General features: G+C 52.6%; 29 protein-coding genes and 1 pseudogene. 8 read left to right on the top strand and 22 right to left on the bottom strand.

The genetic code is table 11. The features are described 5' to 3' along the window. Positions 1-197: 197 nt before the first annotated feature. Positions 198-1,157, bottom strand: coding sequence for an alpha/beta fold hydrolase (locus tag NSS83_RS14510; RefSeq protein WP_341348486.1), 960 nt, complete (start codon positions 1,155-1,157; stop codon positions 198-200). A 105-nt stretch (positions 1,158-1,262) separates the two neighbouring features. Here NSS83_RS14510 and NSS83_RS14515 point away from each other — a divergent pair, with 105 nt between their 5' ends. Continuing rightward, entirely contained in the window at positions 1,263-2,126 is an 864-nt protein-coding gene (locus NSS83_RS14515; protein WP_341183921.1) for a PocR ligand-binding domain-containing protein, read from the top strand. Positions 2,127-2,372: 246 nt separating this feature from the next. On the opposite strand, the gene NSS83_RS14520 is transcribed toward NSS83_RS14515, so the two are convergent. The 11 genes from NSS83_RS14520 to NSS83_RS14570 form a co-directional block, all read right to left on the bottom strand. Next, positions 2,373-2,756: a hypothetical protein gene (locus NSS83_RS14520; protein WP_036696310.1), complete on the bottom strand. Its 384-nt coding sequence runs from the start codon at positions 2,754-2,756 to the stop codon at positions 2,373-2,375. A gap of 158 nt (positions 2,757-2,914) precedes the next feature. Beyond that, positions 2,915-3,688 (bottom strand): ABC transporter permease subunit, encoded by a 774-nt coding sequence (locus NSS83_RS14525; RefSeq protein WP_341348487.1) that lies wholly within the window; start codon positions 3,686-3,688, stop codon positions 2,915-2,917. After that, entirely contained in the window at positions 3,685-4,596 is a 912-nt protein-coding gene (locus tag NSS83_RS14530; protein ID WP_341348488.1) for an ABC transporter ATP-binding protein, read from the bottom strand. The genes NSS83_RS14525 and NSS83_RS14530 overlap by 4 nt, the downstream gene beginning before the upstream one ends. After that, positions 4,596-4,787 (bottom strand): PLD nuclease N-terminal domain-containing protein, encoded by a 192-nt coding sequence (locus tag NSS83_RS14535; protein ID WP_036696316.1) that lies wholly within the window; start codon positions 4,785-4,787, stop codon positions 4,596-4,598. The genes NSS83_RS14530 and NSS83_RS14535 overlap by 1 nt, the downstream gene beginning before the upstream one ends. A 40-nt stretch (positions 4,788-4,827) precedes the next feature. Further along, positions 4,828-5,055: a hypothetical protein gene (locus tag NSS83_RS14540; protein WP_341183918.1), complete on the bottom strand. Its 228-nt coding sequence runs from the start codon at positions 5,053-5,055 to the stop codon at positions 4,828-4,830. Positions 5,056-5,057: 2 nt separating this feature from the next. Next, a complete protein-coding gene (locus tag NSS83_RS14545; RefSeq protein ID WP_341183917.1) occupies positions 5,058-5,378 on the bottom strand; it encodes a YxlC family protein in 321 nt (106 codons plus the stop codon). Beyond that, positions 5,368-5,910 carry an RNA polymerase sigma factor SigY gene (gene sigY / locus NSS83_RS14550; protein WP_341183916.1) on the bottom strand — a complete coding sequence of 181 codons (543 nt, stop codon included), beginning with the start codon at positions 5,908-5,910 and terminating at the stop codon, positions 5,368-5,370. The genes NSS83_RS14545 and sigY overlap by 11 nt, the downstream gene beginning before the upstream one ends. Positions 5,911-5,968: 58 nt before the next feature. After that, complete coding sequence (locus NSS83_RS14555) at positions 5,969-6,175, bottom strand: hypothetical protein (RefSeq protein WP_341183915.1); 207 nt, start codon at positions 6,173-6,175, stop codon at positions 5,969-5,971. A 199-nt stretch (positions 6,176-6,374) separates the two neighbouring features. Next, on the bottom strand, positions 6,375-7,004 hold the full coding sequence (locus NSS83_RS14560) for an MBL fold metallo-hydrolase (RefSeq protein WP_341348489.1): 630 nt from the start codon (positions 7,002-7,004) through the stop codon (positions 6,375-6,377). A 5-nt stretch (positions 7,005-7,009) separates the two neighbouring features. Next, a complete protein-coding gene (locus tag NSS83_RS14565) occupies positions 7,010-7,576 on the bottom strand; it encodes a thioredoxin family protein (protein ID WP_340751667.1) in 567 nt (188 codons plus the stop codon). After that, positions 7,573-8,187: a DedA family protein gene (locus NSS83_RS14570; protein ID WP_341183913.1), complete on the bottom strand. Its 615-nt coding sequence runs from the start codon at positions 8,185-8,187 to the stop codon at positions 7,573-7,575. Before NSS83_RS14570 ends, NSS83_RS14565 begins: the two co-directional genes overlap by 4 nt. A 349-nt stretch (positions 8,188-8,536) precedes the next feature. Here NSS83_RS14570 and NSS83_RS14575 point away from each other — a divergent pair. Then, positions 8,537-8,782, top strand: a pseudogene (locus NSS83_RS14575) (autorepressor SdpR family transcription factor); the annotation flags it as partial. A 125-nt stretch (positions 8,783-8,907) separates the two neighbouring features. Then, positions 8,908-9,561, top strand: a complete 654-nt coding sequence (locus NSS83_RS14580) for an SdpI family protein (protein WP_341348490.1) — start codon at positions 8,908-8,910, stop codon at positions 9,559-9,561. Positions 9,562-10,427: 866 nt separating this feature from the next. On the opposite strand, the gene NSS83_RS14585 is transcribed toward NSS83_RS14580, so the two are convergent. From NSS83_RS14585 to NSS83_RS14595, 3 genes are all read right to left on the bottom strand, one after another. Beyond that, complete coding sequence (locus tag NSS83_RS14585; protein WP_341348491.1) at positions 10,428-13,004, bottom strand: O-antigen ligase family protein; 2,577 nt, start codon at positions 13,002-13,004, stop codon at positions 10,428-10,430. Between the two features lie 682 nt (positions 13,005-13,686). Continuing rightward, complete coding sequence (locus NSS83_RS14590) at positions 13,687-14,868, bottom strand: SAM-dependent methyltransferase (RefSeq protein WP_341183910.1); 1,182 nt, start codon at positions 14,866-14,868, stop codon at positions 13,687-13,689. A 57-nt stretch (positions 14,869-14,925) separates the two neighbouring features. Then, positions 14,926-15,588, bottom strand: coding sequence for a DUF6483 family protein (locus NSS83_RS14595; protein WP_341183909.1), 663 nt, complete (start codon positions 15,586-15,588; stop codon positions 14,926-14,928). 238 nt (positions 15,589-15,826) lie between these two features. Here NSS83_RS14595 and NSS83_RS14600 point away from each other — a divergent pair, with 238 nt between their 5' ends. Beyond that, positions 15,827-16,387, top strand: a complete 561-nt coding sequence (locus NSS83_RS14600; protein ID WP_341348492.1) for a winged helix-turn-helix domain-containing protein — start codon at positions 15,827-15,829, stop codon at positions 16,385-16,387. Next, on the top strand, positions 16,388-17,692 hold the full coding sequence (locus NSS83_RS14605) for an MFS transporter (RefSeq protein ID WP_341348493.1): 1,305 nt from the start codon (positions 16,388-16,390) through the stop codon (positions 17,690-17,692). Positions 17,693-17,778: 86 nt separating this feature from the next. Here NSS83_RS14605 and NSS83_RS14610 read toward each other — a convergent pair whose 3' ends face one another. Beyond that, the gene (locus tag NSS83_RS14610; protein ID WP_341348494.1) at positions 17,779-18,564 is read right to left on the bottom strand and encodes an alpha/beta fold hydrolase; all 786 of its coding nucleotides are present in this window, start codon (positions 18,562-18,564) and stop codon (positions 17,779-17,781) included. 68 nt (positions 18,565-18,632) lie between these two features. Next, positions 18,633-19,160, bottom strand: coding sequence for a spore protease YyaC (gene yyaC, locus NSS83_RS14615; protein WP_341348495.1), 528 nt, complete (start codon positions 19,158-19,160; stop codon positions 18,633-18,635). A gap of 160 nt (positions 19,161-19,320) precedes the next feature. On the opposite strand from yyaC, the gene NSS83_RS14620 reads away from it, so the two are divergent. Beyond that, complete coding sequence (locus NSS83_RS14620) at positions 19,321-19,545, top strand: DUF1128 family protein (RefSeq protein ID WP_341183904.1); 225 nt, start codon at positions 19,321-19,323, stop codon at positions 19,543-19,545. Between the two features lie 156 nt (positions 19,546-19,701). On the opposite strand, the gene NSS83_RS14625 is transcribed toward NSS83_RS14620, so the two are convergent. Next, on the bottom strand, positions 19,702-20,421 hold the full coding sequence (locus NSS83_RS14625; protein ID WP_341183903.1) for a pirin family protein: 720 nt from the start codon (positions 20,419-20,421) through the stop codon (positions 19,702-19,704). 323 nt (positions 20,422-20,744) lie between these two features. On the opposite strand from NSS83_RS14625, the gene NSS83_RS14630 reads away from it, so the two are divergent. After that, complete coding sequence (locus tag NSS83_RS14630; protein WP_036694978.1) at positions 20,745-21,248, top strand: YtxH domain-containing protein; 504 nt, start codon at positions 20,745-20,747, stop codon at positions 21,246-21,248. A gap of 128 nt (positions 21,249-21,376) precedes the next feature. After that, a complete protein-coding gene (locus tag NSS83_RS14635; RefSeq protein ID WP_036694977.1) occupies positions 21,377-21,706 on the top strand; it encodes a DUF5665 domain-containing protein in 330 nt (109 codons plus the stop codon). A 219-nt stretch (positions 21,707-21,925) separates the two neighbouring features. Here NSS83_RS14635 and NSS83_RS14640 read toward each other — a convergent pair whose 3' ends face one another. From NSS83_RS14640 to NSS83_RS14655, 4 genes are all read right to left on the bottom strand, one after another. Further along, the gene (locus NSS83_RS14640) at positions 21,926-22,696 is read right to left on the bottom strand and encodes a sigma-70 family RNA polymerase sigma factor (protein ID WP_341016627.1); all 771 of its coding nucleotides are present in this window, start codon (positions 22,694-22,696) and stop codon (positions 21,926-21,928) included. Beyond that, positions 22,693-23,145, bottom strand: a complete 453-nt coding sequence (gene rsbW / locus NSS83_RS14645; RefSeq protein WP_341348496.1) for an anti-sigma B factor RsbW — start codon at positions 23,143-23,145, stop codon at positions 22,693-22,695. Before rsbW ends, NSS83_RS14640 begins: the two co-directional genes overlap by 4 nt. 18 nt (positions 23,146-23,163) lie before the next feature. After that, positions 23,164-23,502 (bottom strand): STAS domain-containing protein, encoded by a 339-nt coding sequence (locus NSS83_RS14650; protein ID WP_341183901.1) that lies wholly within the window; start codon positions 23,500-23,502, stop codon positions 23,164-23,166. A gap of 97 nt (positions 23,503-23,599) precedes the next feature. Continuing rightward, positions 23,600-25,270, bottom strand: coding sequence for a response regulator (locus NSS83_RS14655; protein WP_341348497.1), 1,671 nt, complete (start codon positions 25,268-25,270; stop codon positions 23,600-23,602).

Raw genomic sequence — 25,270 nt, forward strand, 5'->3', positions numbered from 1 at the left:
ACGTACATACCCAAGACTATACAAAATACCCCCACAAAGCCATCCATGCCCTGACGCGGCACCACAGAAGATGGAAATGGGGAAGTAAAGCTATTTCCAGGGTAGTGAGGCTTTAGCGTAGGTGTTGACTCAGGTACTTTGCGGGGACCCCAAAACATATAAATTCTATCTATCAAGAAAGAGAGGCGGTTCGCCTCTCACATTTCAAGCAGAAATTGTATCGTCTTGTCCTCGAAGCCCGGCAGCCGTTCATGAATAAAATCGGGGTAAATCTCCAGTGTCTTCTCGCTGCGGATGCGGTTGTAGGCAGCGAACTGAGTGGAAGGCGGGCACACCGTGTCCAGCAAGCCCACACCCAGCATCACTTTTCCTTGAATCCGGTCCGCCAGATGTTGAACATCAATGTATCCGAGCCGTTCAAAAATCTCGTCCTCCCGCAGGTGCTGGGGATCGCGGTGACGAAAAAAAGTCCGCAGTTCCTCGTAGGCATCTCTGGCCAGGTCCATTTCCCAGACCCGTTTGTAATCACACAGGAACGGAACACTGGGCGCAGCCCGGTTGATCCGCGGCTCAAGCGCCGCACAGGCCAGCGCCAGCCCTCCTCCCTGCGATCCTCCGATTGCCGCGACACGGGCAGCATCCACTTCCGGCATGTCCATTACAATCGCGGCCAGCTGCGCCGCATCAAGAAAGATCTGCCGGAACAGCAACTGTTCGGCTGAATCATCCAGTCCGCGAATCAGGTGCCCTTTATGTGTGGTTCCTTTGACCCCTCCGACATCTTCGGACAATCCTCCCTGACCTCTGCAATCCATTGCAGCTATAGTAAAGCCCAAGGAAGCATAGATCAGCTTGTCGGCCCAGTCATCCGAGTGGTGGGCGTACCCGTGGAACTGCACCACCGCCGGATGCGGGCCGGCAGCACGCTTCGGCTTGATCAGCTTCGCGTGGATACGCGCTCCACCTGTCCCTGTAAAATATAAATGAAAGCATTCAGCGTACGGAACCTGAAACTCGCTTCTCACCAATTCAACTTGGGCATCCGTCGTTCTCATCTCTTGCAATGCTTGTTCCCAATAAGCCTCGAAGTTGGCCGGACGGGGGGTCCGTCCCTCGTAAGTCAATAATTGCTCCAGCGGCAGATCGATAAGCGGCATTCTAAAAGCACCTCGTCTCTTTTTTTTGTTTGTATGTCACACATAAGATACAGTACAATGTTGCCAGCAACGAGTGATCCATCCGGAAGAAGAGGAGGCAGCATAATGGGCTTGTTGTTCAACTTATCGGACGTCAAGGAACTGCTGCGCAATTTTTATACATTGACCGGTATCCGCACAGTGATTTTCGACAATTCCTTTCATGAGCTGGCTGCTTATCCCACCCGCCATTCGACCTATTGCCATATCATCCGGAGTGATCCGCGCGCGGAGGCCCAGTGCATCCTCTGCGACCAGCAGGCCTGTACCCAAGTGAAAAAGGAGAAGCAGCTATATACCTATCAATGTCATGCCGGACTTACAGAAACGGTGGTTCCTATTCAAACGGATAATCAGGTCATCGGGTATATTATGTTCGGCCAACTGCTGCAGACCGGAGAACGCGATGAGCTATGGCAGAGGGTCTATGAGAATATAGGCGTCTATCAGGTGGATATGGATAAACTGCACCATGCCTTTCAGCAAAAAAAACAGATCTCCAAGGAAATCATTGATGCTTATGCCAAAACCATGGAGATGAGCGCCAGCTACCTGTATCTGTCCCGGATGCTGATTCTGAAGGAGGATTCGCTCGCACAAAAGATTGACAGTTATATTACAGATCATATTAAGGAGCATCTGTCCGTTCCTGTTCTGTGCAGGGAGTTCAGCATCAGCAAATCCCATCTCTACAAGCTCTCGGAGCAGAACTTTGGCATGGGCATTGCGGAATATATCCGCAACCTGCGCATTCAAATGGCCAAACGGCTGCTGGGTGACACCGACAGTCCGATCTACGAAATTGCGGAGCAAGTCGGCATTCCCGATTATAATTACTTTACCAAAGCCTTTAAAAAGGTCACCGGCACATTGCCCAGAGTCTACCGCAAAGAAAATCCTTTGCAGGGACGCACTATGGACCGGTTCTGATTATAAGTGGAAGCGTATACAGGAGGGGAGGCGTCATGGCTGTCTCCCGCAAGCAGCCGATTGTTATCACCCCCGGTTTATAGATCTATTGCCCTGCTCTTTGCTGATCTTATCATCCGTTCCCTAGACCAAAATAGTAATAATCGTTTGAATTAATAGTCATTTTGTTTGTAAAGGTGTGGACTGCAGGCGGCATGCTTAGCTTATCACTAGACAAAAAAAAGCCGGCATTTCGCCGGCTCTTACTTAAATCCAAGCGCGAAGATTCACCTGTTTGATGAAATCCGCCTGGGACAAACTTTCTGGGGATGTTGTCTCTATCTCTTCCGCTTCAACTTCTTCCCCGTTCATCAGGTGATGGAACAGCTTCTCGTTGTACGTTGACAATGCATAATCTATCAGCGCTTCGTGCGTGGCTCTCTCGGCTTCTGCTACCAGCAATTGCTCCTCGGCCTCAATATCCTCTGCCGTAACATAGAAATTCCGGTTAGCTTCGGGAACACGAATGACATAATCAAACGCATTATCAGGATTGCGGTCGTAAGCAATCAGGTAGCCATAGTCTCCGATAGGAAGACTTTGCTCAAAAGCGTCTGCGACAATGACAATTTTCTCTCCTAAACGCAGCATCATCCTACCTCCTGACCAAAATCTATCATGGTTCTGCTTGTTTCAACAGTCTACTAAAAAAAGATAGAGCTGTCCAGCAGCAGGATGATTGTACGATGAATTTCCGCAGAAAACACTCTGAAAATTCATGAAAGATGGCTTTCTTATTGTAAAGCTTGCTAAACTGGCAATTTATTCCTTCCAGCCAGCAGTGCGGCACCGGCAATACAAATCACAATCAGGAGCACGGCGGAGACAATCGGTGCCAAGCCCACTCCGGTGCCTCCATCTGCAAGCACACCGGCAGACATTCCGGGCAGAGCAGCAGGCATCCAGCTCAGCTTAACTGGCAACAGGCCATGGACGAGACTCATGACTGCTGCCAGCAGGAGAGACAGGCCGGCAGCTGCAGGCCCGCGCAGCCAGGCACTGAAGAGCAGGGTAAGCGACACCGCACAGAGCAGCCACAATGCATACAGTCCGGACGCTGCGATCACATCCCGCCAGGATAAAGCTCCCATAAGCTGTATTGTATAATAAGCCGCTCCCGCTGCCCCCAGCCCAATGGCAATAACCAGTACCGTGAAGTTCGCGGTCCATTTGGCCGCAACAACGGATATAGGGGAGACCGGCTTCGCCATTAACAGTTCGGAGGTGCCGCTGCTGCGCTCTCCTGCCAGGCTGTTCATCGTTCCCAGCACCAGAATCAGCATACCAATTGTTCCATACTGGCCCAAGGCCTGAACCATTACAGAGGACGCGGCCGGTCTCTCCATATTCTCCATCAACCCAGCCGGGACATTGGAAGAGAACGCCAGGATATCCGCCATATAAAAGCTCACCAGCGGCTGCATAATTCCCAGAACAATAAACACCACGGGAACCCATATCAGCTTATAGCTGCGCACATTCTCCAGCATCTCCTTCAAATATAGAGCCCAAAGCTTCCTCATGTTCCCACCACCTTCATGAACAGGTCCTCCAGTGTCGATGAGCCTGCTTCAAATTGCAGCAGCGGAATATCCAGCTCTACGGCTTCCTGTAATAGCGTCCGGCGGGCAAGCCCTACATCCGTGACGTTGAACACGGCCTTGCCCTCCGAAATAAGCGCTTCTTCAATAAAATCCCTGTGTCTAAGCTCCTCCAGCCACCGGATAGCCGAAGCTTCCTTCCCTGTAGTGAGCCGGATTACCGGCAGACTGTATTCTGCGCGGAGACTGGACAAGGTTCCTTGAACGGCTATGGTCCCCTGGTTCATCAATACGACATCATCGCATATCTCTTCCGCATCATGCAGCACATGCGTGGAGAAAATAACGGTTGTCTGCTCCCGGATGTCCCTAAGCAGTTCCATGACTTCCCGGCGTCCGATAGGATCAAGCGCGGAGACCGGCTCATCCAGCAGAAGCAGGCGCGGGCGGTGTACCAGGGCCTGGGCCAGCCCCAAGCGCTGCTTCATCCCCCCGGAATATCCGCCAATCCGCCGCCGTGCCGCAGAGCCTAGTCCCACACGCTCCAGCACAACGCCCGATGCCGCTGCAGCCTCCCGTGCATTCAATCCGCTCATCTTGGCGGCAAATAAGATATATTCGTGCCCGCTCATCCAATTGTAAAAAGCCGGGGCTTGCGGCAGATAGCCCAGTTGCCGGCGGTAATCCGTCCCCGGAGACCCGTCAAAAGTGATCGTTCCCGCAGTCTGCGGCAGAAGGCCGGCAAGCATGCGCAGCGTTGTAGTCTTCCCGGCTCCATTGGGTCCGAGCAGGGCGACACAGCGTCCTGCTTCAATTCCAAAGCTGATGCCATTCACTGAGGGATGTCCCTTAAAGCTCTTGTGAAGATCCTTAACCTCTAGCAGCGGCATCAGAACTCTTTCCTTCCCAGTGTGAAATAAGCCACACTGCCCAGCAGGTTGCCAAAAATCAAGAATAGAACCCACATCCATTTCGGTCCGCGTACCTGCTCTGTCTTGCTCAGAGAAATCAGACCGATGATTGCCAGTATTACCTGCAATGCAAGCAGCGGCCCAATCAATCCCCAATTCAAATCATTCATAGCCGTATCCTCCTTATCTCCCGGGCAATCAGCTATTGTCTCAGCGGCTCCTTCCGGCCTTCCGTTTGCGCTTATCTGGAAGAACTACAAACAGCAGGTAACATACTGCCGGTGAGGGCGCCCCGGTAAGTCCCCAGATTCCCCACAACCAGGCCTTCATCCCCTGACCTCTGTCTCTGGCATCATGGAACAGCCAGGTTCCCTGCAGCAGCAGTAAGGCCGCAATAATCATCCAGAGCCAAATAGGTATCTCCTGCAGCTCCTTCACAATTATAATTCCTCCCGCCCGTGTCTGATCCGCGCTGCTCCCAGGCTGCCAAGTGCGCTCAGAATGAACACTGCCTGCAGACTCCAATACAGCACCGGCGCCGTGCTTAGAATAGAAATCACTATGGTAACCAGTACAAGAGCCACCAATAGGAAGATCAGCAGCTCCTTACGGCGCCGCTTCCTCCGGCGGACAGCTTCCCCGGCAATAAGCTGCTCCAGCTCCGGCAAGGAGGGCGGAGTAACATCGGCATACAGCATATCCAGATGATCCAGCTCCGCGGACAGCTTACCCAGCAGCTCCTCGTCACTCTTAAACCTCATCCTCATTCAGCTCCTTTCGCAGTTGACCCAGTCCGGCAGCTACCCGTGATTTGACCGTTCCGGAAGGAATCTCCAGCATCTCCCCGATCTCATCATAGCTGTACCCGTAATAATGCTTCAGCAGTACAGCCATTCTGTGCGCAGAGGATAGACGCGACAAGGCGTCAAGCACTTCACTCCACTCCATATTCCGGCTCTCAAAGCTCCAGCGTAAACTGCGGTTCCCCTGCTCCTGCATCTGCCCTTCCCGCCACTGCGCCTCACGGCTCCAGCGCCGCTTACGGTCGATGTAGAGCCGGCTGCCAATGGTAATCAGCCATGAAGAGAATGCCGAGGTCCCGTTATAAGTCCCGATCTTCTCCATACATCTGACCATCGTGTCCTGAGCAATCTCTTCCGCAAGCAAAGGGTCAAGTGTCGCTTTGATCAGATACTTGTACAGGAAGGGATAATGCTCCCGCAGCAGCACGGCCAGTGCAGCAGCGTCACCCTGCTGTGCCTGGCTGATGTTCTCCAGCGTCCTGTCGCCCATAGCCCCTCCCCTTATCTCTTCTGTCACACCTGTAATACGTCTATGTAATAGCTATCGTTCATTCAGAGTCCGAATTATTCTGCAGCTCCCACAGTCTGCGTCTCCATGGCTGTACAGCCCCCTTGCCTCCGGGAAAGCTCCAGAACAGCGTATACTTAGTATCACTCTTCCCGGTCAGATCATTCCCTTCATTCCGCTCTGCTATCAATGAATCATTCGCTTCCAATTCCCCGTAATCCAGCTGGCAATGCATATTATTCTTCATTCTGCTTCCCCCTAAAAAAATTCATATCTATAGGCAAATCTATAGGCAAAAAAAAGAACGCAAACCGGGATTATTCCACAGTCTGCGTGCTTCGCGAGGTAAATGTTACATTTAATTAACCATATTGTAACAACCTGGCCCCTGCTTGTCCACCTCTAATTTCCCGGTTTGTGTCAAATCAGGCCAGAAGATGTCGTTCCTACATCGGAACATACGGGTTGTGAAGCTTCTCATAGCCGATTGAGGTTCGCGGACCATGTCCGGGGAACACTCTCACTTCCTCATCCAGCCGGTAGAGCTTGCCGCGGATCGAATCAATCAGATCCCGTTCTCTGCCGCCCGGAAGATCGGTACGTCCCACTCCCATTTTGAACAAGACATCACCGGCGAACAGATCATTCCCGCATAAAAAGCTGACGCTGCCCGGCGAATGTCCCGGCGTATGCAGTACACGGAAAGAAAGGCCGAGCAGCTTCAGAATCTGGCCTTCCGCCAGATCGTATTCTGCCGGATCTGTGCTGATGGGAGGCGTGGTATCAGGCCACATCAAGGAGCCGTTCAGCTTCGGGCTGCCCAGCCACTCACTCTCCAGCGGATGGATATAGACCGGGCACTTCTTGGCCTTGCGGACCTCGTCCAGCCCGGCAATATGGTCGAAATGGGCATGTGTCAGCAGAATCGCCTCAATCTCCATTCCCTCAGACGCGCGCAGAAGGGCAGCTGGATTAGCACCAGGATCGATGATGACACCGCGCTTAGGGTCTGCCCCCGTCAGAAGATAGGCATTGGTCTGGAGTGCCCCCAGATTATAAGAACGAATATCAAGCATCGGCATTAGAATCCGGAGATCAGACTGCGCAGCTCTTTGGCGATAACTGCGTGTGATTCCGTTCCTTCTCCGTAGGCTTGCCCCATTGCTTTGCGCACTTCGGTAATTTTGCTGTCATAGTCCGCTGCTTCGCGGTCCGGGTTCTCCCGTTTGAATTCTCTCATCAGGGTCTGGACATGCTCCGGACGCGGTCCCCACTGCCCCAGTACATAACCTCCGGTATCCGCAAAAATCACGATGGGAACGGAGCGTCCGCCCATGGTCAGGAAATTGTCCATCAGCTCCTGGTTCTCTTCGAGAATCAGCACTTCCGTCTTAATGCCCGCAGTCTCCAGAATCCGGAAGACGACCGGAACATTGCGGACCACATCTCCGCACCAGTCCGCAGCCAGAATCAGCACACGCAGATCATCACGGTGATTCAGGCTCTCGAAATATTCCCGGTCACTCTCGTCTTCCCAGGCGAACTTCTCATACCAGGATTCAAAAGCCTGCTGGTTCTTCGTCATGGCTTCCACGAACTGGCGCGGAGTCAGGCCTTGGCCAAATTTGGATGCTACATTCTGCTTCATACTGCACTACCCTTCTTTTTGGATTTGTACCACTTGAACAGGAAATACAGAATAATTACCGCAATAGCGCCAAGAAGAATCTCATGAGTATACTTGGCTGCGACCTCATCAATGGTCTCCCACTTGTCTCCAAGCGTGTACCCCAGATAGACAAACAACGCGCTCCACGGGATAACTGCAAGGGTTGTCAGCATAGTGAATTTGCCCAGCGGCATGCGGGAAATACCGGCCGGAACGGATATGGCATGGCGGACAACCGGGATAAAACGGGCTGTGAAAATCACACCGGTCCCATACTTTTGAAACCATTCTTCGGAGTGGTCAATATGCTTTTTGGAGATGAAAATGTACTTGCCGTACTTCTCCAGCACAGGCCTGCCGCCATAACGGCCAATCCAATAAACAAAGATCTGGGCGATTACTCCCCCAACGGTACCGAACAGCACCGCACCAAAAAAGTTAATATCGCCTTGTGAGACCAAATAGCCGCCAAAAGCCAGGACAATCTCACTTGGAATGACTTCAATCATGAGCCCGATCATAATCCCGAAGTAGCCCAGAGACTGAATCCATTCAAACAATTGTGAAATGACATCAGATATAAAATGCACTGCAGGTCTCCTCCCGTATGGCGTAATAGCCTGGTATTCTGCTGGCAGAACCCATCTGCTTAACCGCTCTATGTATCCAGCTTCTCCTAGCCTATTCTAGCATATGCAGGCTTACGACTTCTACTTAAGGAATACAAGCGTAAACGGCTCTGCTGTTCTTTGCAGGACGGTAGCGGTTTGGCGGGAAATAGAAGGATAATTTATAGCGTGAAGCATATAAATTCTTCTATTTGGAAGAAAAGCGCCTTCGCTGAAACATATGTGTGAGTTTTCCGTGTTGACAAAGATTGGAATCGAGTCATATTATACATTTAGATAATTATTTAAATATCGAAAGGAGGACATGGAGTTGAATGAATCGTTCAAAGCGCTCGCCGACCCGACCCGGAGACAAATTCTCCGGCTGCTGCGTGAAAAGGACCGGACGGCCGGGGAAATCGCCGATTTTTTCAATATGACGAAGCCCAGCATCTCTCACCACCTCAATGCGCTGAAGCACGCAGGACTGGTGCAGGACGAACGTAACGGGCAATTCATCGTCTATTCGCTGGACTCCACGGTACTTGAAGAGGTACTTGGCTGGTTCCTGGAATTAACGGGTACGGGCAAGGGCAGCACGGACGGCCAACCGGAAACTCAGACAGATTCTGGCTCGAAGGGCTCCGGGACCAAAGGGAAAAGTGAACCGCCCGCTATTAAACATACGGAGGATGAACATTGATGAAGAATTTCACATGGAAGTGGCAGGATACGCTGATTGTCATTCTCGGGCTCCTCTCACTGGGCTACGCGCTGGTGAATTACGGCAGGCTGCCGGATCAGCTGCCCGCCCAATTCAGTATAACGGGCAAGGTCAATACTTACTGGAGCAAGGGTTCGGTTATTATCTTGTTCTCTTTTTTGGGCTTGATTTTTCCGCTCGCGATGCAGTTCATACGCAATGTTGACCCCAAGGGAGAGAATTATAATAAGTTCCCCGGCCCTTACAAAATGATCCGTCTCACCGTTGCCGTCATCTGTGATGCCGCTCTAGTCCTGTCGGTCAGCTTCGGGCTCGATGAGCAATTTGCCGCCGGAAAATGGGCTACTGTGAGCGTAGGGCTGCTGCTGGCTGTAATCGGAAATTTCCTGCCGCAGATCAGGGATAATTATTTCACAGGAATCCGCACGCCCTGGACGCTGCATGACCCTGCCGTATGGCGGAGAACCCACCGTTTCTCCGGAAGAATGTGGGTGACTGGCGGTCTGCTGATTGCGCTTGCCACCTTCATGCCCGTTACGCTGTCGATCAGCATGATCATCACCGCTCTGGTAATCATGACTATTGTTCCAATTGTGTACTCATGGCTGATCTCGCGGCGTGTTAAAGCCTGAGATAAGCCGGGGGATGGGTAGGAACTGCGGCTCGGGGGATGGGCGGTGGTGGGAAGTCCTAGTACAGCAGTCATTCGGATGCTGCAGGCGCTCGAACGATAGTAACTGCATTTTGTACAATGGAATGCTGTAAAATAGGCTCCGAAATAGAATCTATTGTATTCCGTACAATGGAATGTTGAACAAAGGCCAGTTTTCACCCAAAACACAACATTCTACTGTATGAAATACAATAGAATCTCATTCTACGGTCAGTAATCCATTTTCTATTGCAGGAAATACAATCACCTACTTGAATGCAAGAGTAGAAGTCTGCAACGGGTGCAGCATCAGCTTAATATCAGCTTGATGTTCATGGATGTTCATGTTCACACGTTAACACTCCTGAGGTCTTCCTTACAGTTTTAAAGCTGATGGGCTACTAGTACAGTGTCAGATTGAAAAGGGCGGATACGCTTTTGATACTCAGGGGTTCGTGTAATGAAACCTTATCATCTCAAAAAATCTAACGGACTGAAAAGACCTTATTCCCACGAGAACGCCACCTTTTGCAGCGTAACGGAATCAGGCGACCTTAGACTCTCTCTAGGAGACGTTTCGGAGCTGAAGTGCAAAGGATAAGGCCTGTGGAGTCCGTTACTCGCCCAATAGGCGAATTTCTTCCCGGATAAGAGCATCTCTGTCCTTTACGCGAAGCCAAACGCCCCTAAAAACAACCCCCGCTTGGAAAAGTTGCAATTTGAAGGGGAATTGCTTCTGCTCCACTATTTTAAAGCTGATGAGCTACTTGGTTGAAGCTGCGGTCATTGTGCTAATGTGTTTACCCCATTCGCGATCAAACTTCGAGTTCCATACTGAGGTACGTCTTATTTATTATTGGAGCTAAGGGCCGCCTGGGACTGTAAATGTGTTAACGCAAGATAGATCCCTTCGCTCTGCGGAAGTAGGGTGAAGTTGCGGTCATTGTGCTGCGGTCCTCTGTCCTGCTCCATGGTGGTCAGCAGGCTGTACTGCCGCAGCAGCTCTAGTCCCGCCGTCGCGCTGTCCTCCGCTATACGTCTGTCTCCCTCTGCCAAGCTGCGTTCCCCCATCTCAAGCATTCCTCTTAGAGCAGCAAGCCGCCCCGAAGCATTAAAGTGATCCGTCTGTTGACTTCGGCGGACCCAGTACAACGCTTCACCAGGATCACTGCCCCGCAGATAATTTGCCGCAAGCTCCCCATGCAGAGCAACATTCCCTGGAGAGAATGACAGGCTGCGCAATAACAGATCAACCCCTTGGTTTTGTGGGAGCAGCCGTGATAAAGCAACCGCAGTCTGCGGCTCTCTCGGATTCCATCTCAGTGATTGCTGCAGCAGTGTAATTCGTACCGCAGGATCATTCTCTCTGACCGCCTGCTTGAATAGAGCAGCCCCTTTCATGACCTGGAAGGAAAGGCCGCTGTATAGGACGGTCAGCCCGCAGAGAACGGTTATGCCTGCATAAACCCATAACCGGCGCGGCCGCTTCCTTCGCTGGCCAGTCAGCTTGCTGCGCTGCCAACGGGAGTCATGCTGAGCTGGAGAGTTAACCGTCCTAATAGTCAGGCTATTAGCTTCGGCAACTGCCCAGGCGGGCAGCAGGAGCAGCAGCAGCCAGACCAGTCCATAGCTCCAGTCGAAATCGGCTGCGCTATGCAGCACGATCACAAGCAAGGGCGGAAGCAGCCTTGGTGACGCCTTGAATACCAGCCCTCCTGCGGCCAGGAGCAGCAGGAGGAGCGCAGCCAGACCCGCCATCCCGAGGTTCAGGAGGATGTCGAGGTAACCGCTGTGCACCTGGCTGCCTACGTAGGGGCGGGACTGGGCGGCAAGGTACGCATGCCGCCAAGTCTCGCCCCCGCGCCCCAGCCAGGGCGCTTCTGCCGCGAGCTTCCAGGCGTCGCGGTAGAACAGCCCGCGCGCGGCGGCCGTCGGTGACGGCCCGGTGATCCGCGCGCGTACCAGCAGCAGGACGGCGCTGGCCGCCGCCGTCCAGCCCGCCGCCGCCAGTGCCAGCACGGCGGCGCGGACCCTGCCCGCCGCATGGCAGCTGCGGCGGTGCAGCCATAGGCCGGCCAGCCACGCGCCGGCCCAGAGCCCGGCCAGCAGCAGCAGGCCGGGCAGGGGCTCTGCCGCCAGCCCGGAGCGGGCCAGCTGGCGGTAGAGCAGCGCCGCCGCGGCAACGGGGGCGGCGCCGGTGATTAGAAGCGGCACGAACAGTTGCCGCTTCAGGAGAAGGGCTGCGGCACTGGCGGCAGCCGCAGCCAGCCATGCGCCGCGCGACTCGCTGAGCAGCAGCGCGGCGGCGTACGGGAAGAGCGGCAGCAGGCGCGCCGCTCTCAGCCAGTGCGAAGCGGACCAGGTTCTGGTCAGCTTCGCACTGCTGCCTGCATCTCCTGCACCTGACTCACCTGACTCACCTACTCCGCTGACACCTGAACGTACCACATTATTGCCCGCACCCGCAGTTTCTGCAACTGACTCATCTACTCCGCCGACACCCGCGCATACCCAATTATTGCCCGCGTTCACACCTTCTGTACCTACCTCACCCTCTCCGCTGACACTCGCACGTACCGAATTATTGCCCGCACCCGCAGTTTCTACCCCTACCTCACCCGCTCCACCGACACTTGCACGCACCGCACTGATGCCTGCACCTCCCTGAGAATCTTCACGCCTGAAGCTATAAGCGGCAGCAAACAGCCGTTCCAGCAGATATACGGCCATCACCGCACCAAAGGCATTCGGATACTGAAGCAGCCCGGCCAGTCTCGCACCAGTGGCACTGACCCCAGGCGATTCGGTATACGCCACCGCATAAGGAACCGGCAGACCTCCGCAGACCGCTAAGAGGGCCGACAAACTAATAGTGATTCCAAGCAGATGCCACACTGCTGCAAGAAGGGCCCCTCCCCGGCGGGTTCGTGCCGCCAACAAAGCGAATATCACAAAGCTAGTATAGAAGCCTGAGCGCAGCATTTCATTCAGTGTTCCTTGCGCGGACACGGGACTGCCCAGTGCATGGATAGCATACAATAGACAGAGTAGCAGACAACCGCTGAGTAACCCCCATACAGCCAGCCGCCCCCTCCCGCCACCTATATTGTCAGCCAACTCCCGGGTATTCTCTCTGCGTTCAGACTGTTCCTCAATTTGCGTCCTATTCAAGTAACCACCAGACAACTTCGGATCTACCTTGTGCAGCCTCAGCCCAGCCCCTCTACCAACCGCCATATAGATTAGTACCGATCCCAGCAAGACCCCGCACAAGCCAAACCACACCGTCAGGAACAAATACATCTCCCCGGTGAAAAAGAACCCTCTCAGCACACAGGCCGCAACCCCCGCTGCTATTAACGCCAACCCGCAAACCAAAGTAACCAACCAGTCACTTGGCCGTCCATACTTGTTCACCTGCATCCTAAATCTCCTATTACTCATGATGCTTAACAGTCTGCCCATATTTACTGGAAAACAGAAGAGGCAACTGGTCCCCCTAAGTTAACTCGAACGCGCGAATGAAGAGCACTTCTGCACCTGATTCCACCAAAAGTAGCTCTCACGCTCAAATGAAGAGCACTTCTGCACCTGATTCCACCAAACGCAGCTCATACGCTCAAATGAAGAGCACTTATACACCTGATTCCACCAAAAGTAGCTCACACGCTCAAATGAAGAGCACTTATACACCTGATTCCACCAAAAGTAGCTCACACGCTCAAATGAAGAGCACTTATACACCTGATTCCACCAAACGCAGCTCACACGCTCAAATGAAGAGCACTTCTGCACCTGATTCCACCAAAAGTAGCTCTCACGCTAAAATGAAGAGCACTCCTGCTCCTCATTCCACCAAACGCAGCTCTCACGCTAAAATGAAGAGCACTTCTGCTCCTCATTCCACCCAAATTGGCACTCCGCCAATTCAGGAACACTATTGTCTATCAAAGCTCCTATAGGCTCCAATTTGCATTCGGTTTTCCACTTGCATAGGCTCTATCCCCTTGATCAACCAGTCCATACAGCCTCAAACCGCAAAAAAACAGCCGCCCCCATCAGGAAGCGGCCTTTCTGTCATACCCTAAACTATTCATCACGTAAATTAAGCTTCCGGACTGCCGGCAGGCAGCAGGTCGGAGCAGACGCGCTCCAGGTAAGGCTTGGCGCCGAGGAAATCGCGGAATGCGGTGTATTCGCGCCATTTGGCGGCCTGGTCGCCGCTGTCGCTGCGGACGGCGCGGATCAGGATGTTCTTCGGGGTATGTTCCATGTCGATGAATTCCAGCAGCTGGCTGCGGTAGCCCATCAGGTCCAGCAGCTTCGCCCGGATCGCATCGGTGGCCAGCGCTGAGAACCGCTCCTTCAGGATACCGTGGGACAGCAGCGGATTCAGCACCTCGCTCTCCACCTGCGCGAACAGCTCATGCTGGCAGCAGGGCACCGAGAGAATCACCGATGCGCCCCAGCGCACCGCCTTCTCCAGTGCAGCATCGGTGGCGGTATCACAAGCATGCAGCGTGACCACCATGTCCACCTGATCCAGCTCATTATAGTCGGCGATATCCCCCACCAGGAACTTCAGCCGGTCATAGCCCAGCTTGGCAGCCAGCGCACCACAGTGCGCAATGACATCCGCCTTAAGGTCAAGGCCGACAATATTCAGCTCCCGCTGCTCGCGGACAGCAAGATAATGGTACAGGGCGAAGGTCAAATAAGACTTCCCGCAGCCAAAATCCACAATCGTCAGCGGACGGCCTGCCGGCAGATCGCCCAGCACATCCTGAACCATCTCCAGGAACCGGTTGATCTGGCGGAACTTATCATATTTCTTGGCCAGCACCTTGCCTTCGCTGTTCATAATACCAAGCTCGACCAGGAACGGCACCGGCTCCCCCTCATCCAGCACATACTGCTTCCGGCGGTTATGGGCCAGATCTGGCGCTTCCTGCTTGCTGGCTGATTTGGTCAGAATAGATACCTTGTATTTCTTGCTGATCAGCACCTGATAGTCGGCACCTGCCGTACACAGCAGGCCTTGGCGGAAGGTGTCCCTCAGCAAGGAGAGCATCTCTTCAGCAGCATCCTCTGCGGGAATGTTGCGGTGTTCTACCTTAGGGCCGATATAATAGGCAAACTGATAATGCAGCTTCCCTTTTAGCTCAACAGGCTTAACCTGTACTTTATTGTAGGCGGCATCGCCCTTACTGCGCAGTTGGCTTAGTGTAGCCGTAATCAGAGTGCGGCCGGTTATCACTTGCTCGATCAATTCCTTCAAAGCTTCCAAATGGGTACATCTCACTTTCGGATATATAAAATAGAGCACGTAGTCTCCTGAATATCGTTACATTATAGCATTAACTGTCAGCTTGCTCCATTGTTCCATGCCCTGCTGTACTTCCTCTAGTGGAAGACTGCCCTGGGCTAACTGCTCCGGACTTAACATCAGCAGCCGTTCATACAGCTCCCTGCCTTCCTCCGCTACATTCTCCCCCTGCTCCCAGAGCCGGTAGAGACTATTCTCCGCCTTGGCGTAATGTCCCAGAGATTCGTGGTAAGCCATCAGGAGACGTTCGGTCTTGGCGGGAAGGCGGTACGGCTCCACTTCCTCAAGCAGCTCATGGATCTCTTCCGTCATATTCAGCAGCTCACGGTCCGCGCCATGAAGATCGGCATAGATGAATAAATGCAGGGAACGCATCGCCCTGAACAGGGCTGCATCCCGGTCTCCTTTGGCCGCGTAAATCCCGCCTTCCTCCTTCAGCAGCCGGGCTACCCCTTGCAGCCTATCGGCCTCAAGCACCCCTCCAAGACGAAACATATCAGTAATATCCTCTACGGACAACGAATTGAGCAGACGCGAATTCAGGCGAAAATGCCGCATCAGCAGCTCATCTACTTCCCACAGGGCCTCCGTTGTTTTTTTATCCTGCTTCAAGGTCAGCACCTTGGCGACCATAGCTGTCATATCCTCGATCATCCGCACAATATAATCTCTCCGGAACATACTGAGCTCCTTTCGTTACGCAACTGCTTCTCTTCTGTATCCTCTGCTTGCTGTTGGACTCATCTTAAACCATTCGTCTCTCCGGCGCCACTCTGCGGAGTTAAGTCTTGACCCCACTATAATGATAAACTATAATTCAGTTACCCAATCTGCATTACAGATCGAACTATTTAACAGATCGAAATTTGGATACAGATGGTATACATGTTAATACGGACCCTACAGAGGAGGCTTATTGATGACCAAGCCAACTGGCAAAACGCAAGACTCGACCACAGCGGCCGTTTCAGATCAACAGGATCTGCAGACAAGTAACCAGCTTTTGAACGTTACGCCGGAACAGGATAAGCTGCTGGAGAGCGCCTTACGGATTAAGATTATGCACACGCTGTCGGCAGAGCCGCTTACCTCCAAGCAGGTTGCGGAGAAGCTGAACAAGACTCCAGGTAATATTCACTACCATATCGTCAAGCTCTATGAAGGCGGTCTGCTGGAGCTTGTCCGTACAGAAGCCGCAGGAGGCATCATCCAGAAATTTTACCGTTCCAAAGGTACGATGTTCCACTCGGAGGCGCTTCGCAGCCTTCACTTCCGCAAAGAAGACCAGACCCGGCATTTCACTACCAGGCTTACTCTCTCTCCTCAGGAGCTTGCCGAATTCCACCAGGAGCTGCTGGAGCTGATTACTGCCTGGGAGTCCAAGGTAACGGAAGGTGACGAATACGGTGTGGAAGTGATGCTGGGCCGTCTGCAGTCTGCCGATGCTGCTGCGCAGCCGGAAGAGGAGGTACAGCAATAGATGAGCACCGCTGGCCCTTCCGGACAACCGAAGCATCATCCGCTTGAGGGCTTCGCCGCCCCTTTCCGGCAATCCCGCGCCTTTCCTTACCTGTGGCTGGGACATTTAGTTTCTTTTTTGGGCAGCTCGGTAACCATGGTTATCCTGCCTGTCCTAGTCTATTCCCTGACCGGCTCCACCACCATTATGGGGATGGTCATGGCCGCCTATATGCTGCCTAATGTAATCATGCTGCCGGTATCCGGACATATTGTTGACCGCTACGACCGGGTACGGATTATGATGCTGGCCGATATTGCCCGGTTCATCGTTATGATTACGACGGCTGTGCTGTCCTTGACCGGAGTACTGAGCATTCCGTTGCTCTATGGACTTGTTGCCTGCTACGGCCTGCTGGACGGCTTATTCCAGCCCGCCTACGCTGCCGTCCGCGCTACCGTATTCACTCCGGATATCCGCGTAGCAGCGAATTCTTTAACTCAGATCACGACCCAGTCCGTGCGGCTGATCGGTCCCGCGTTAGGGGGACTGCTGATTACCCACCTGTCCGCAGGCTTCGGCTTCGGAATTGATGCCTTCACCTATCTTATCTCCCTCATCTGCCTGATCTATCTGCGCAGAGTGATGATGACCCGGCTGCAGTCTGCTGCCGCTGAGACTGAAATCCCGGCTAAGCCTGCTGCCGGGACCTCTCCAGCTCCGCACTGGAGGCAGGATTTCGCCGAAGGAATACTTGTTCTTCGCAGCCAGCCCTGGCTCTGGATTACAATTCTCGCCTTCTGCTTCGTCAATATATGTTATACGGGCGTAATCAGCATCCTTCTTCCCTGGCTGTTCAAGGTCCATCACGGCTGGCCTCCTTATCTCTACGGCCTGGCCGTTACATTCTCCGGTGTCGGGGCCATAACGGCCGGCCTGCTGTACGGCCTGCGGCCAAAATGGAATCACCGCGGCATCCTGGCTTACGGCGGCGCCATGATCAGCGGGGCTGCCCTGCTGCTGCTCCCGTTCGCAGGCACCCCGGCAGCAGCCATCACCTTATTTGCCGTAGAAGGCTTCGGATTAATGATCTTCGGGCTGATCTGGGAGATCAGCCTGCAGGAGCTTGTTCCGAAGGAAGCCTTCGGACGGGTAGCCAGTCTGGATATGTTCGGTTCCTTCGCCCTGCTGCCGGTCGGATATATCTTAGTCGGCTGGCTGGCCGACCGGATCGGAGGCGTACCGACCATTATTATTTTTTCCGGCCTGGGTCTCTCTTGTGTTGCCCTGGTGCTGTGCATTCCGGCGATCCGTAAGTTTCAATAAAATATATAAATTTGCACAACAAAAAGAAGGCAGCACCCCGCCGGAGAGCGGGAGTGTTGCCTTCTGTCCCTATTGCCTGATGTAATTTATTGCTGCACAGGAGCATGCACGAAATCCTTAATAATCTTCGCCAGCTGCTCCGGTGCTTCAAACATGCCCATATGGCCAACACCCGGCAGCGTCACCTTGGTGATGTTCCGGTTGTCTGAGGTGAACGTCCGCTCCGGCGTCACCTTCGAATCCTCTGCTCCGGCAACCAGCAGCACCGGCAGCGCCGTTGCCGAGATCACATCGCGGCGGTCGGGGCGCTCACGCATAGCCAAGGACGCGCCAACTGCTCCTTGCGGCGGAGTCTTGTAGCCAATCTCCTTGGCACGTTCCAGCAGCCGTGGGGCCGCTTCAGGAGCAAACAGTCCAGGCACCAGCTGATCCACAAAAGCAAAGATGCCTTCGCTCTGGATCATGGTGACGCTCTTGAGCCGGTTCTCCTTGGCTTCTTCACTGTCCGGATAGCCGGAGGAATGAATCAGCCCGAAGCCCTTCAACCGGGAGGCATGGCGCTGGGCAAATGACAGGGTGATATAGCCTCCGAGAGAATGTCCGAGCAGATAGCATTCAGGAATCTCCAGGGCATTCAGCAGCGACAGCACATCGTCGGCCATCTGCTCAATGGTATAGGCTCCAAGCGGAGCATCCGAAGCCCCGTGCCCGCGCAGATCCGGGGCTATGACCCGGTAATGGGCGGTCAGGTCTGGAATTACATTTTCCCAGTACTCAGCACTCCCGCAGAATCCGTGCAGCAGCACGATTACATCCCCTTTGCCTTGATCACTGTAGCAGATGTTGCTTCCCTCGCATCGAACATTTTCCATGGCTGCTTACCCTCTTTCTATGTAGTGGTCTATATTAATAAGCTAGAACAAGGTGATTTGAAACGCTCTCAATCCGTAAGTCCGAATCCCTGGGCGGCTGCCTTGGCAATCTGATCTGCCATACTCATTACCCGGTAGAGCGGGGTAGTCTGTATCGTCCGGTAAGGGCGCGGACTGTTCACATCAACGATTGCTGCCAGACTGTAATTCCCTACAGCAGGCAAGAGTCCCCCTACCGATTCTGCCGGACGCAGCGGCTGCGCTGCCGCAAAATAACAGCCGAGTGCGGCCGGCGGTCCCAGGCAGGCATCAACAGCGATAATAATCTGCCCTTCCGGAATCTCTGTTATCCGCTGAACGAGATTATCCGCATCACAGGGCGCCGGAAGCGTACCCGTCACATTCGGAAATCCGTACTCCAGCAGGCGGCTTCCCGTCAGCGGTCCCAATGCATCTCCGGTGGAGCGGTCTGTTCCGATGCAGAGGAAGGTCAGCTGCTCAGCGGAATACATGTCTGCGATCCCGCGGAAGAAAGCTGCCAGCTCTCCGGCATTCATTTTACGCCGTTTTCTGCTCTCTTCTTCTCTGATGGCCAATGCCTCACTCCCCCTCACTCAGCAGCCTGTTATATTTACCTTTAATTTAACATGTTTGCGGGATCTGGACAAAAAAATGGTCATCCCCTGCCCAAACATGATAAGATATTTGAACTATACCAGTTCAAATTCTATTACACAGGAAGGACGGTTATACTCAATGGATTTGTCGAACCCAAGCCAGGAGAACGTTGAATATATGATTGAAGGCATCAAAAACAAGCTGAAAATGGCAAGTAGCGCTGCAATGCAGGCGTCTGCCTTTTCGGTGGAGCAGTATGAGGATATTCAGGATATTTACGAGGTGGCAATGGGCAGTGACCGGCTCAGTATCTCCCAGGTGGAGGCGCTCGTCTCAGAGCTTGGCCGCCTGCGCAAGAAATAACAACAGCTAGGTACACAAAATACCCCACAAAGTGAGGCTTCGGCTTCGAAGTTTACTCAGGTACTTTGCGGGGACCCCGAAATCTATCATGAGAAAGCCCTTCAGCTTCAACGTCCCGACTAACGGGCAATGAAGCTGAAGGGCTTTTGTGTGCGGCTACGGGAGATCAATCAGAATGAATTCTGCATCCCCTGAGCTGCTTATGCCTTTGAGCGTAAGCTCGCAGCTCTTGCGGATACGCGCCGCATCCCCCTGCTGGAGCTGGAATGTACCATCTGCGCATGAGATCTCCAGATTCCCGGAAATGACATACAGATGGGTGCGCCGCTCTTCCTGCTGAGGATAACTCAGCTCCCGGTTCGTCTGCAGCACGGACAGATAGATGTTAACGTCATTGTCCAGCTGCAGCGAACCCTGTGTCCCATCTCCTGTAGCAACGGGCAACAAGTGATTAAGCTTGAGCTCCGTAGGGAAGAACCGGGCATCCCATTTCGGCGGTTTACCGGGCCGGTCGGGCAAAAGCCAGATCTGCAGGAACCGGACATCCACATGGTCCGAGGGATTCGTCTCTGAATGATTAATGCCTGTTCCTGCGCTCATCAGCTGTACACTTCCTGCCTGCAGATCTGCATGATTCCCCAGATCATCCTGATGCTTCAGCACACCGGATACCACATATGTGATAATCTCCAGATCATGATGCGGGTGCTCATGCATGCCTTGCTCCGGCTTCAACTCATTGTCGTTATGCGCCAGCAGGGCACCGAAGTGGGCGTTGCTGGGATCATCGTAATCGGCAAAGGAGAAGCTGAATTCACTGTGTATCCATTCTCTATTCGAAGTATGACGCTCGGCTGCTGTGACTACTTTAATCATAATGCTGCACCTCCATAGATGTTGTTATTTTATCAATATCCTAAGCAGGGGAATGAATGCTCCTCAATATGAGATGTATATAGGCGCTATAATTTACTATTTCTTACCCCCTTCCCTTCGTGATCAATCAAACTTGTAAAGCCGCAAATTCTTCGGAATAGGTGTATAAAAGCTCGTTTTTAGCTGGGATGCTCCCTTATCCTCCGGCAATCTTTGCCAAGCTATTCCGCTGTTTCAGCCGATAGCCCAAAGTTTATATACGAAGTAAGAACATTCAGGCTAACCTGAATTTGAATGACAATTCTGATAAGGAGTGATTGATAATGAATAAAGCAGAGAAGGAATTTCCGGTAGAAAGCGGCAGCACGTTCTTTAAAGGGATCTTCATCGGCGGTCTGCTCGGAGCAGCAGCGGCCCTGTTATTCGCACCGAAGCCAGGGCGTGAGATGCGCAGTGACCTGTCCGACAAGCTGACTGTAGCTACGGACAAGACGAAAGAGGTCGCAGGAACGGTAACGGATAAAACTAAATCCTTGGCCACAACAGTTAGCGAAAAGGCTACCGATCTGGCCGGCACAGTCTCCGCCAAGGCCTCTGATATCTTCACAACAGTTAGTGACAGCAAGCAGCAGATTGCAGCCACTCTGGCCGAAACAGGTAAAAAGATTGGCGAAACAGTTACGGATGCTTCCAAGGATATTTCGGAGAACGTCAAGGATGCCTCCGGCGAGGTAGCCGACAAGGCGAAGGATGCTTCCAAAGAAGTCGCAGACGAAGCGAAGGATGCCAAAGAGGAAGTTAAGAATACTTACAAATCTTCTTATTAAGGCCGGGTCTCTGGCTGAACAGACATTCAAGAGAGCGGCCAGATCGTCTATAGCTGGCTGCTCTCTATTTATGCATGCCTTATATTCCAATAAAGCCTGGTTCAGGCTACAGAAAGCAGGTACGCCTTATGGGAGAAGCGGACAACAGAACCAAAGCTTATGACGTAGATGAGCATCCCTTCGAGCTGCGGCATGAGGTCAAACGCTTGAATGCGAGGCTCGACAAGATTGCCGACTCACTGGAGAAATCCGAGTTCAAGGATATCCTGGAGAACTATACAGACCCTAAGAAGCGGATCATCACCAATCTGATGGCCGGGATCTCCAGAGGCCTGGGCCTCTCACTCGGTACCTTTGTCATTCTCGGTATTCTTGGCTATATCCTCAGTTTGTTTCTCAATGTACCGGTTATCGGGGAATATCTTGGAGAAATCAAAAAGTATATCGATGCGAACTAAACACATTTCCCGCGCATCCCTCCTGCAGCCTACTCTACCGTGAATAGACTGCAGGAGGGATGTTGCTCTTTAGCCCCACAAAGTGGGGCTTTAGCGTAGGTGATGACTCAGGTACTTTGCGGGGACCCCAAAACATAAAATTCTTATCTACCTAAAAAAGGGCAGGTTCCATCCCGTAAGGGATAGAGCCTGCCCTGATAACTATAATGGCATTGATATTTAATAGGATGAATTAGCCATGATCTGCTTCAGCTTCTCGGTGGCCCGCTTTTGGATACGGGAGACACTCATCTGCGACACACCCAGCTTCTGGGCAATTGCCCGCTGGGATTGGCCGTCCTGGAAGGCCAGCAGCAGCACCTGCTGCTCCTGCTCCTTCAGCTGTCCAAGCGCCTGCTGGAGATCCATGCGCTTCTCCACCGTCTCGTAGTCATTCGCATCGGAGCTGATCAATTCGCCCAGTGTGGCCCCGCTCTCTTCCTGAGAGAGCGGTGAATCCAGGGAGACATAATGATAACATTCTCTGCCGGCCAGTACTTCTACAGTTTCTTCTACAGTAAGATCCAGATAATGGGCAATCTCTTCAACCGCCGGAGAACGTTCTAACCGGATGGTCAGTTCATCGATGGCCTGCTGAACAAGCGCGCCTTTTTCCTTAATCCGCCGCGGAACCTGTATGTACCAGGATTTATCACGCAAAAAGTTTTTCATATGTCCAATCATACTCTTCATCGCATACGGCTCGAAGGGAATCCCCAAGCTGATGTCGTATTGCTGCAGCAGCCGAATCAGCGCCATTTGCCCCACCTGGTACAGATCCTCGTAGAGATCCGGACGGTTACGGGCAATTTTGCCGGCAGCCATCTTCACCATGGGTTCATATTTGCGGATGAGCACTGTTGCAATTTCATTGTCTTTCGTCTGCTGGTATTCCCAGATCAGGCTTACCGCTTCATTCATGGACTCTGGGGGAGTCACTTTGTCATTCATACTTTCTCCTCGCTGTAATTGAGCCGTTTAGTCAGGGTAACGACTGTCCCTTTCCCTGCTTCGCTAACGACGCTAACGTCATCCATCAGCGCCTGCATTAGGTAGAATCCCAGTCCGCCCACCTGAACATCATTCAGCTCCTTATCATGCAGCGTCAGACGTTCTCCGGACGCGTCCATACCGTCAAAGCTCTCCCCCTCATCTTTGACAGTAATGGATAAGACACTTGATCCTACCTCAAAGATTACATCAACCATACCGTCCGCCTGCCCATAGGCATAGAGCACGGAGTTATTACAGGCTTCCGAGACTGCTACCTTCATATCTTCAATGTCTTCATAAGTGAAACCCATTTTCGAGGCAATGCCATATAAATTAAGCCGGACAATATCGACATATTCTGCACTGGCGGGTAACTGAAGAACTACTCTTTGTATGTCATCACTCATTCTTAGTTCGATCCTTTCCTAGTGGGAATTCTCTTGGGAGGCAAAAAATTTGGAAATGCCGGTCATGTCAAACAGCTTCTGTATTTGCGGAGGAACTTCAGCAACGGTAAATTTGACATCCATTCCGTGTCTTGCTTTGAGGATTGACAACAGAATTCCGATCCCGGTGCTGTCAATATACTTCAGATCCTTCAGATTAATCACGAGGTCAAGCCCCGTATCTCCCACTAGCGGCTCCATCACCAAACGGAAATCAGGGGCCACAGACAAATCAAGCTCACCCACCAGATAAACAGTGCATACTGTACCTACGGTTTCGGTTTTTGCATGAAACTTTTCGCTTTTATGTGTATTCATAGACAACTCTCCTGATTAAATGTTTTCTTTACCAATAACCCTAATAGCACACTGTTGAAACAACAAATGAGACTGTACAGCAGCGGTAATTCCTGGATTATGCGTTGAAAAGCGAGGTGTTCCGCTGGGTTGCGGGGTTATCCTTGCCTGAATATCTGGAGATCATTTGTTTGATGCTGCTAAGCTTGAGCGGCTTGCTGATGTATCCGTCCATCCCGGCAGCGGTACAGCGGTCTTGAATCCCCTCCATCACATTCGCAGTCATCGCAATGATCACTGTCTTGTCGGGAGAACCGCTGCTTTCCTGACGAATCAGGGAGGTTGCTTCAAGTCCATCCATCACCGGCATCTGCAGGTCCATGAAGATAAAATCATAAGCACATTTCCGGGCCAGCTCTACAGCCTGGTTCCCGTCCTCGGCCACATCAGCGCGGTACCCGAGCTTATCCAGCATGCTAACCATAAGCCGCTGGTTAATCGGATGGTCATCCACGACCAGCACTTTGCTCCGGTTTGCCTCGTCTACCTGGTCCGCTGTGCCTTCCTCTTCCCGGCTGCAGCCCTCCAGCTCATGCTCAGGCACGGCTACCTGAATACTGAATACAAAGGTAGCCCCCTTCTCTTCCATCGACTCAACACGGATATCTCCGCCCATCATGCCCACGAGGGATTTGCAGATGGCGAGGCCCAGACCTGTGCCTCCGTACTTACGGGTCATGGAGGAATCAAGCTGGGAGAATGGCTGGAACAGCCGGTCGCATTTCTCCGGCGAGATTCCGATGCCGGTATCTTTAACCGTAAATTCCACTACCAGTTTATTATCCACTGTAGGCAGGCTGGAAGCAACCAAATACACGCCGCCCTGGTTGGTAAATTTCACCGCATTGGATACAAGGTTAATGAGCACCTGGCGCAGACGGGCCATATCTCCATAGATCAGCCGCGGGAGCTTCTGGTCGATGAAATAGGCCAGCTCCAGATTTTTTTTGCCGGCTTCGGCAGAGAACAGACTGAACACCTCCTGAATGGTGGTATTCAGCTCGAATAATTGCTCTTCCATCTCCATCTTGCCCGATTCCATCTTGGTGAAGTCAAGAATATCGTTAATCACAGTAATTAGTGTGTCCGCACTTTTACGGATAATCTCAGTATATTCCTTCTGTTCCGGAGCAAGCTGGGTCTCCATCAAAAGATCAATCATGCCCACTACGCCATTCATCGGCGTGCGGATCTCATGGCTCATCATCGCCAGAAACTCGGTCTTAGCCTTAGCCGCGATCTCTGCTTCTTCCTTGGCTTTGATTAATTCGCCGTTCATGCGCTCAAGCTCCAGCGTCTTTTGCTGCAGCTGCATCGCTTGAATCTGCTGCTTCTTGCTGGTCAGATACATATTCACAAAGCCTTCAATCTTCGACTTCAGAATCTGCGGGATAAACGGTTTGACCATATAATCAATAGCACCGGCAGAATACCCTGCGAACAGATGCTCCGACTCCCTGCTGTTGGCTGAGATGAAGATGATCGGAATATCCTTGGTTTTCTCCCTGGCCTTGATTAATTTGGCGGTTTCGATCCCGTCCATACCTGGCATCTGAACGTCCAGAACAATCACGGCGAATTCATATTTCAATAAGCACCGCAGTGCTTCTTCTCCAGAATTGGCTTTGACAAGCTTGTAATGCTGACTCTCAAGGACGGCTTCGAGTGCCAGCAAATTCTCGGGACGGTCGTCAACCAGCAGTATATGAATCGGTTCCTGAACCCCCAT

The sequence above is a fragment of the Paenibacillus sp. FSL H3-0469 genome, from assembly GCF_038051945.1.
Taxonomy (GTDB): Bacteria; Bacillota; Bacilli; order Paenibacillales; family Paenibacillaceae; genus Paenibacillus_AQ.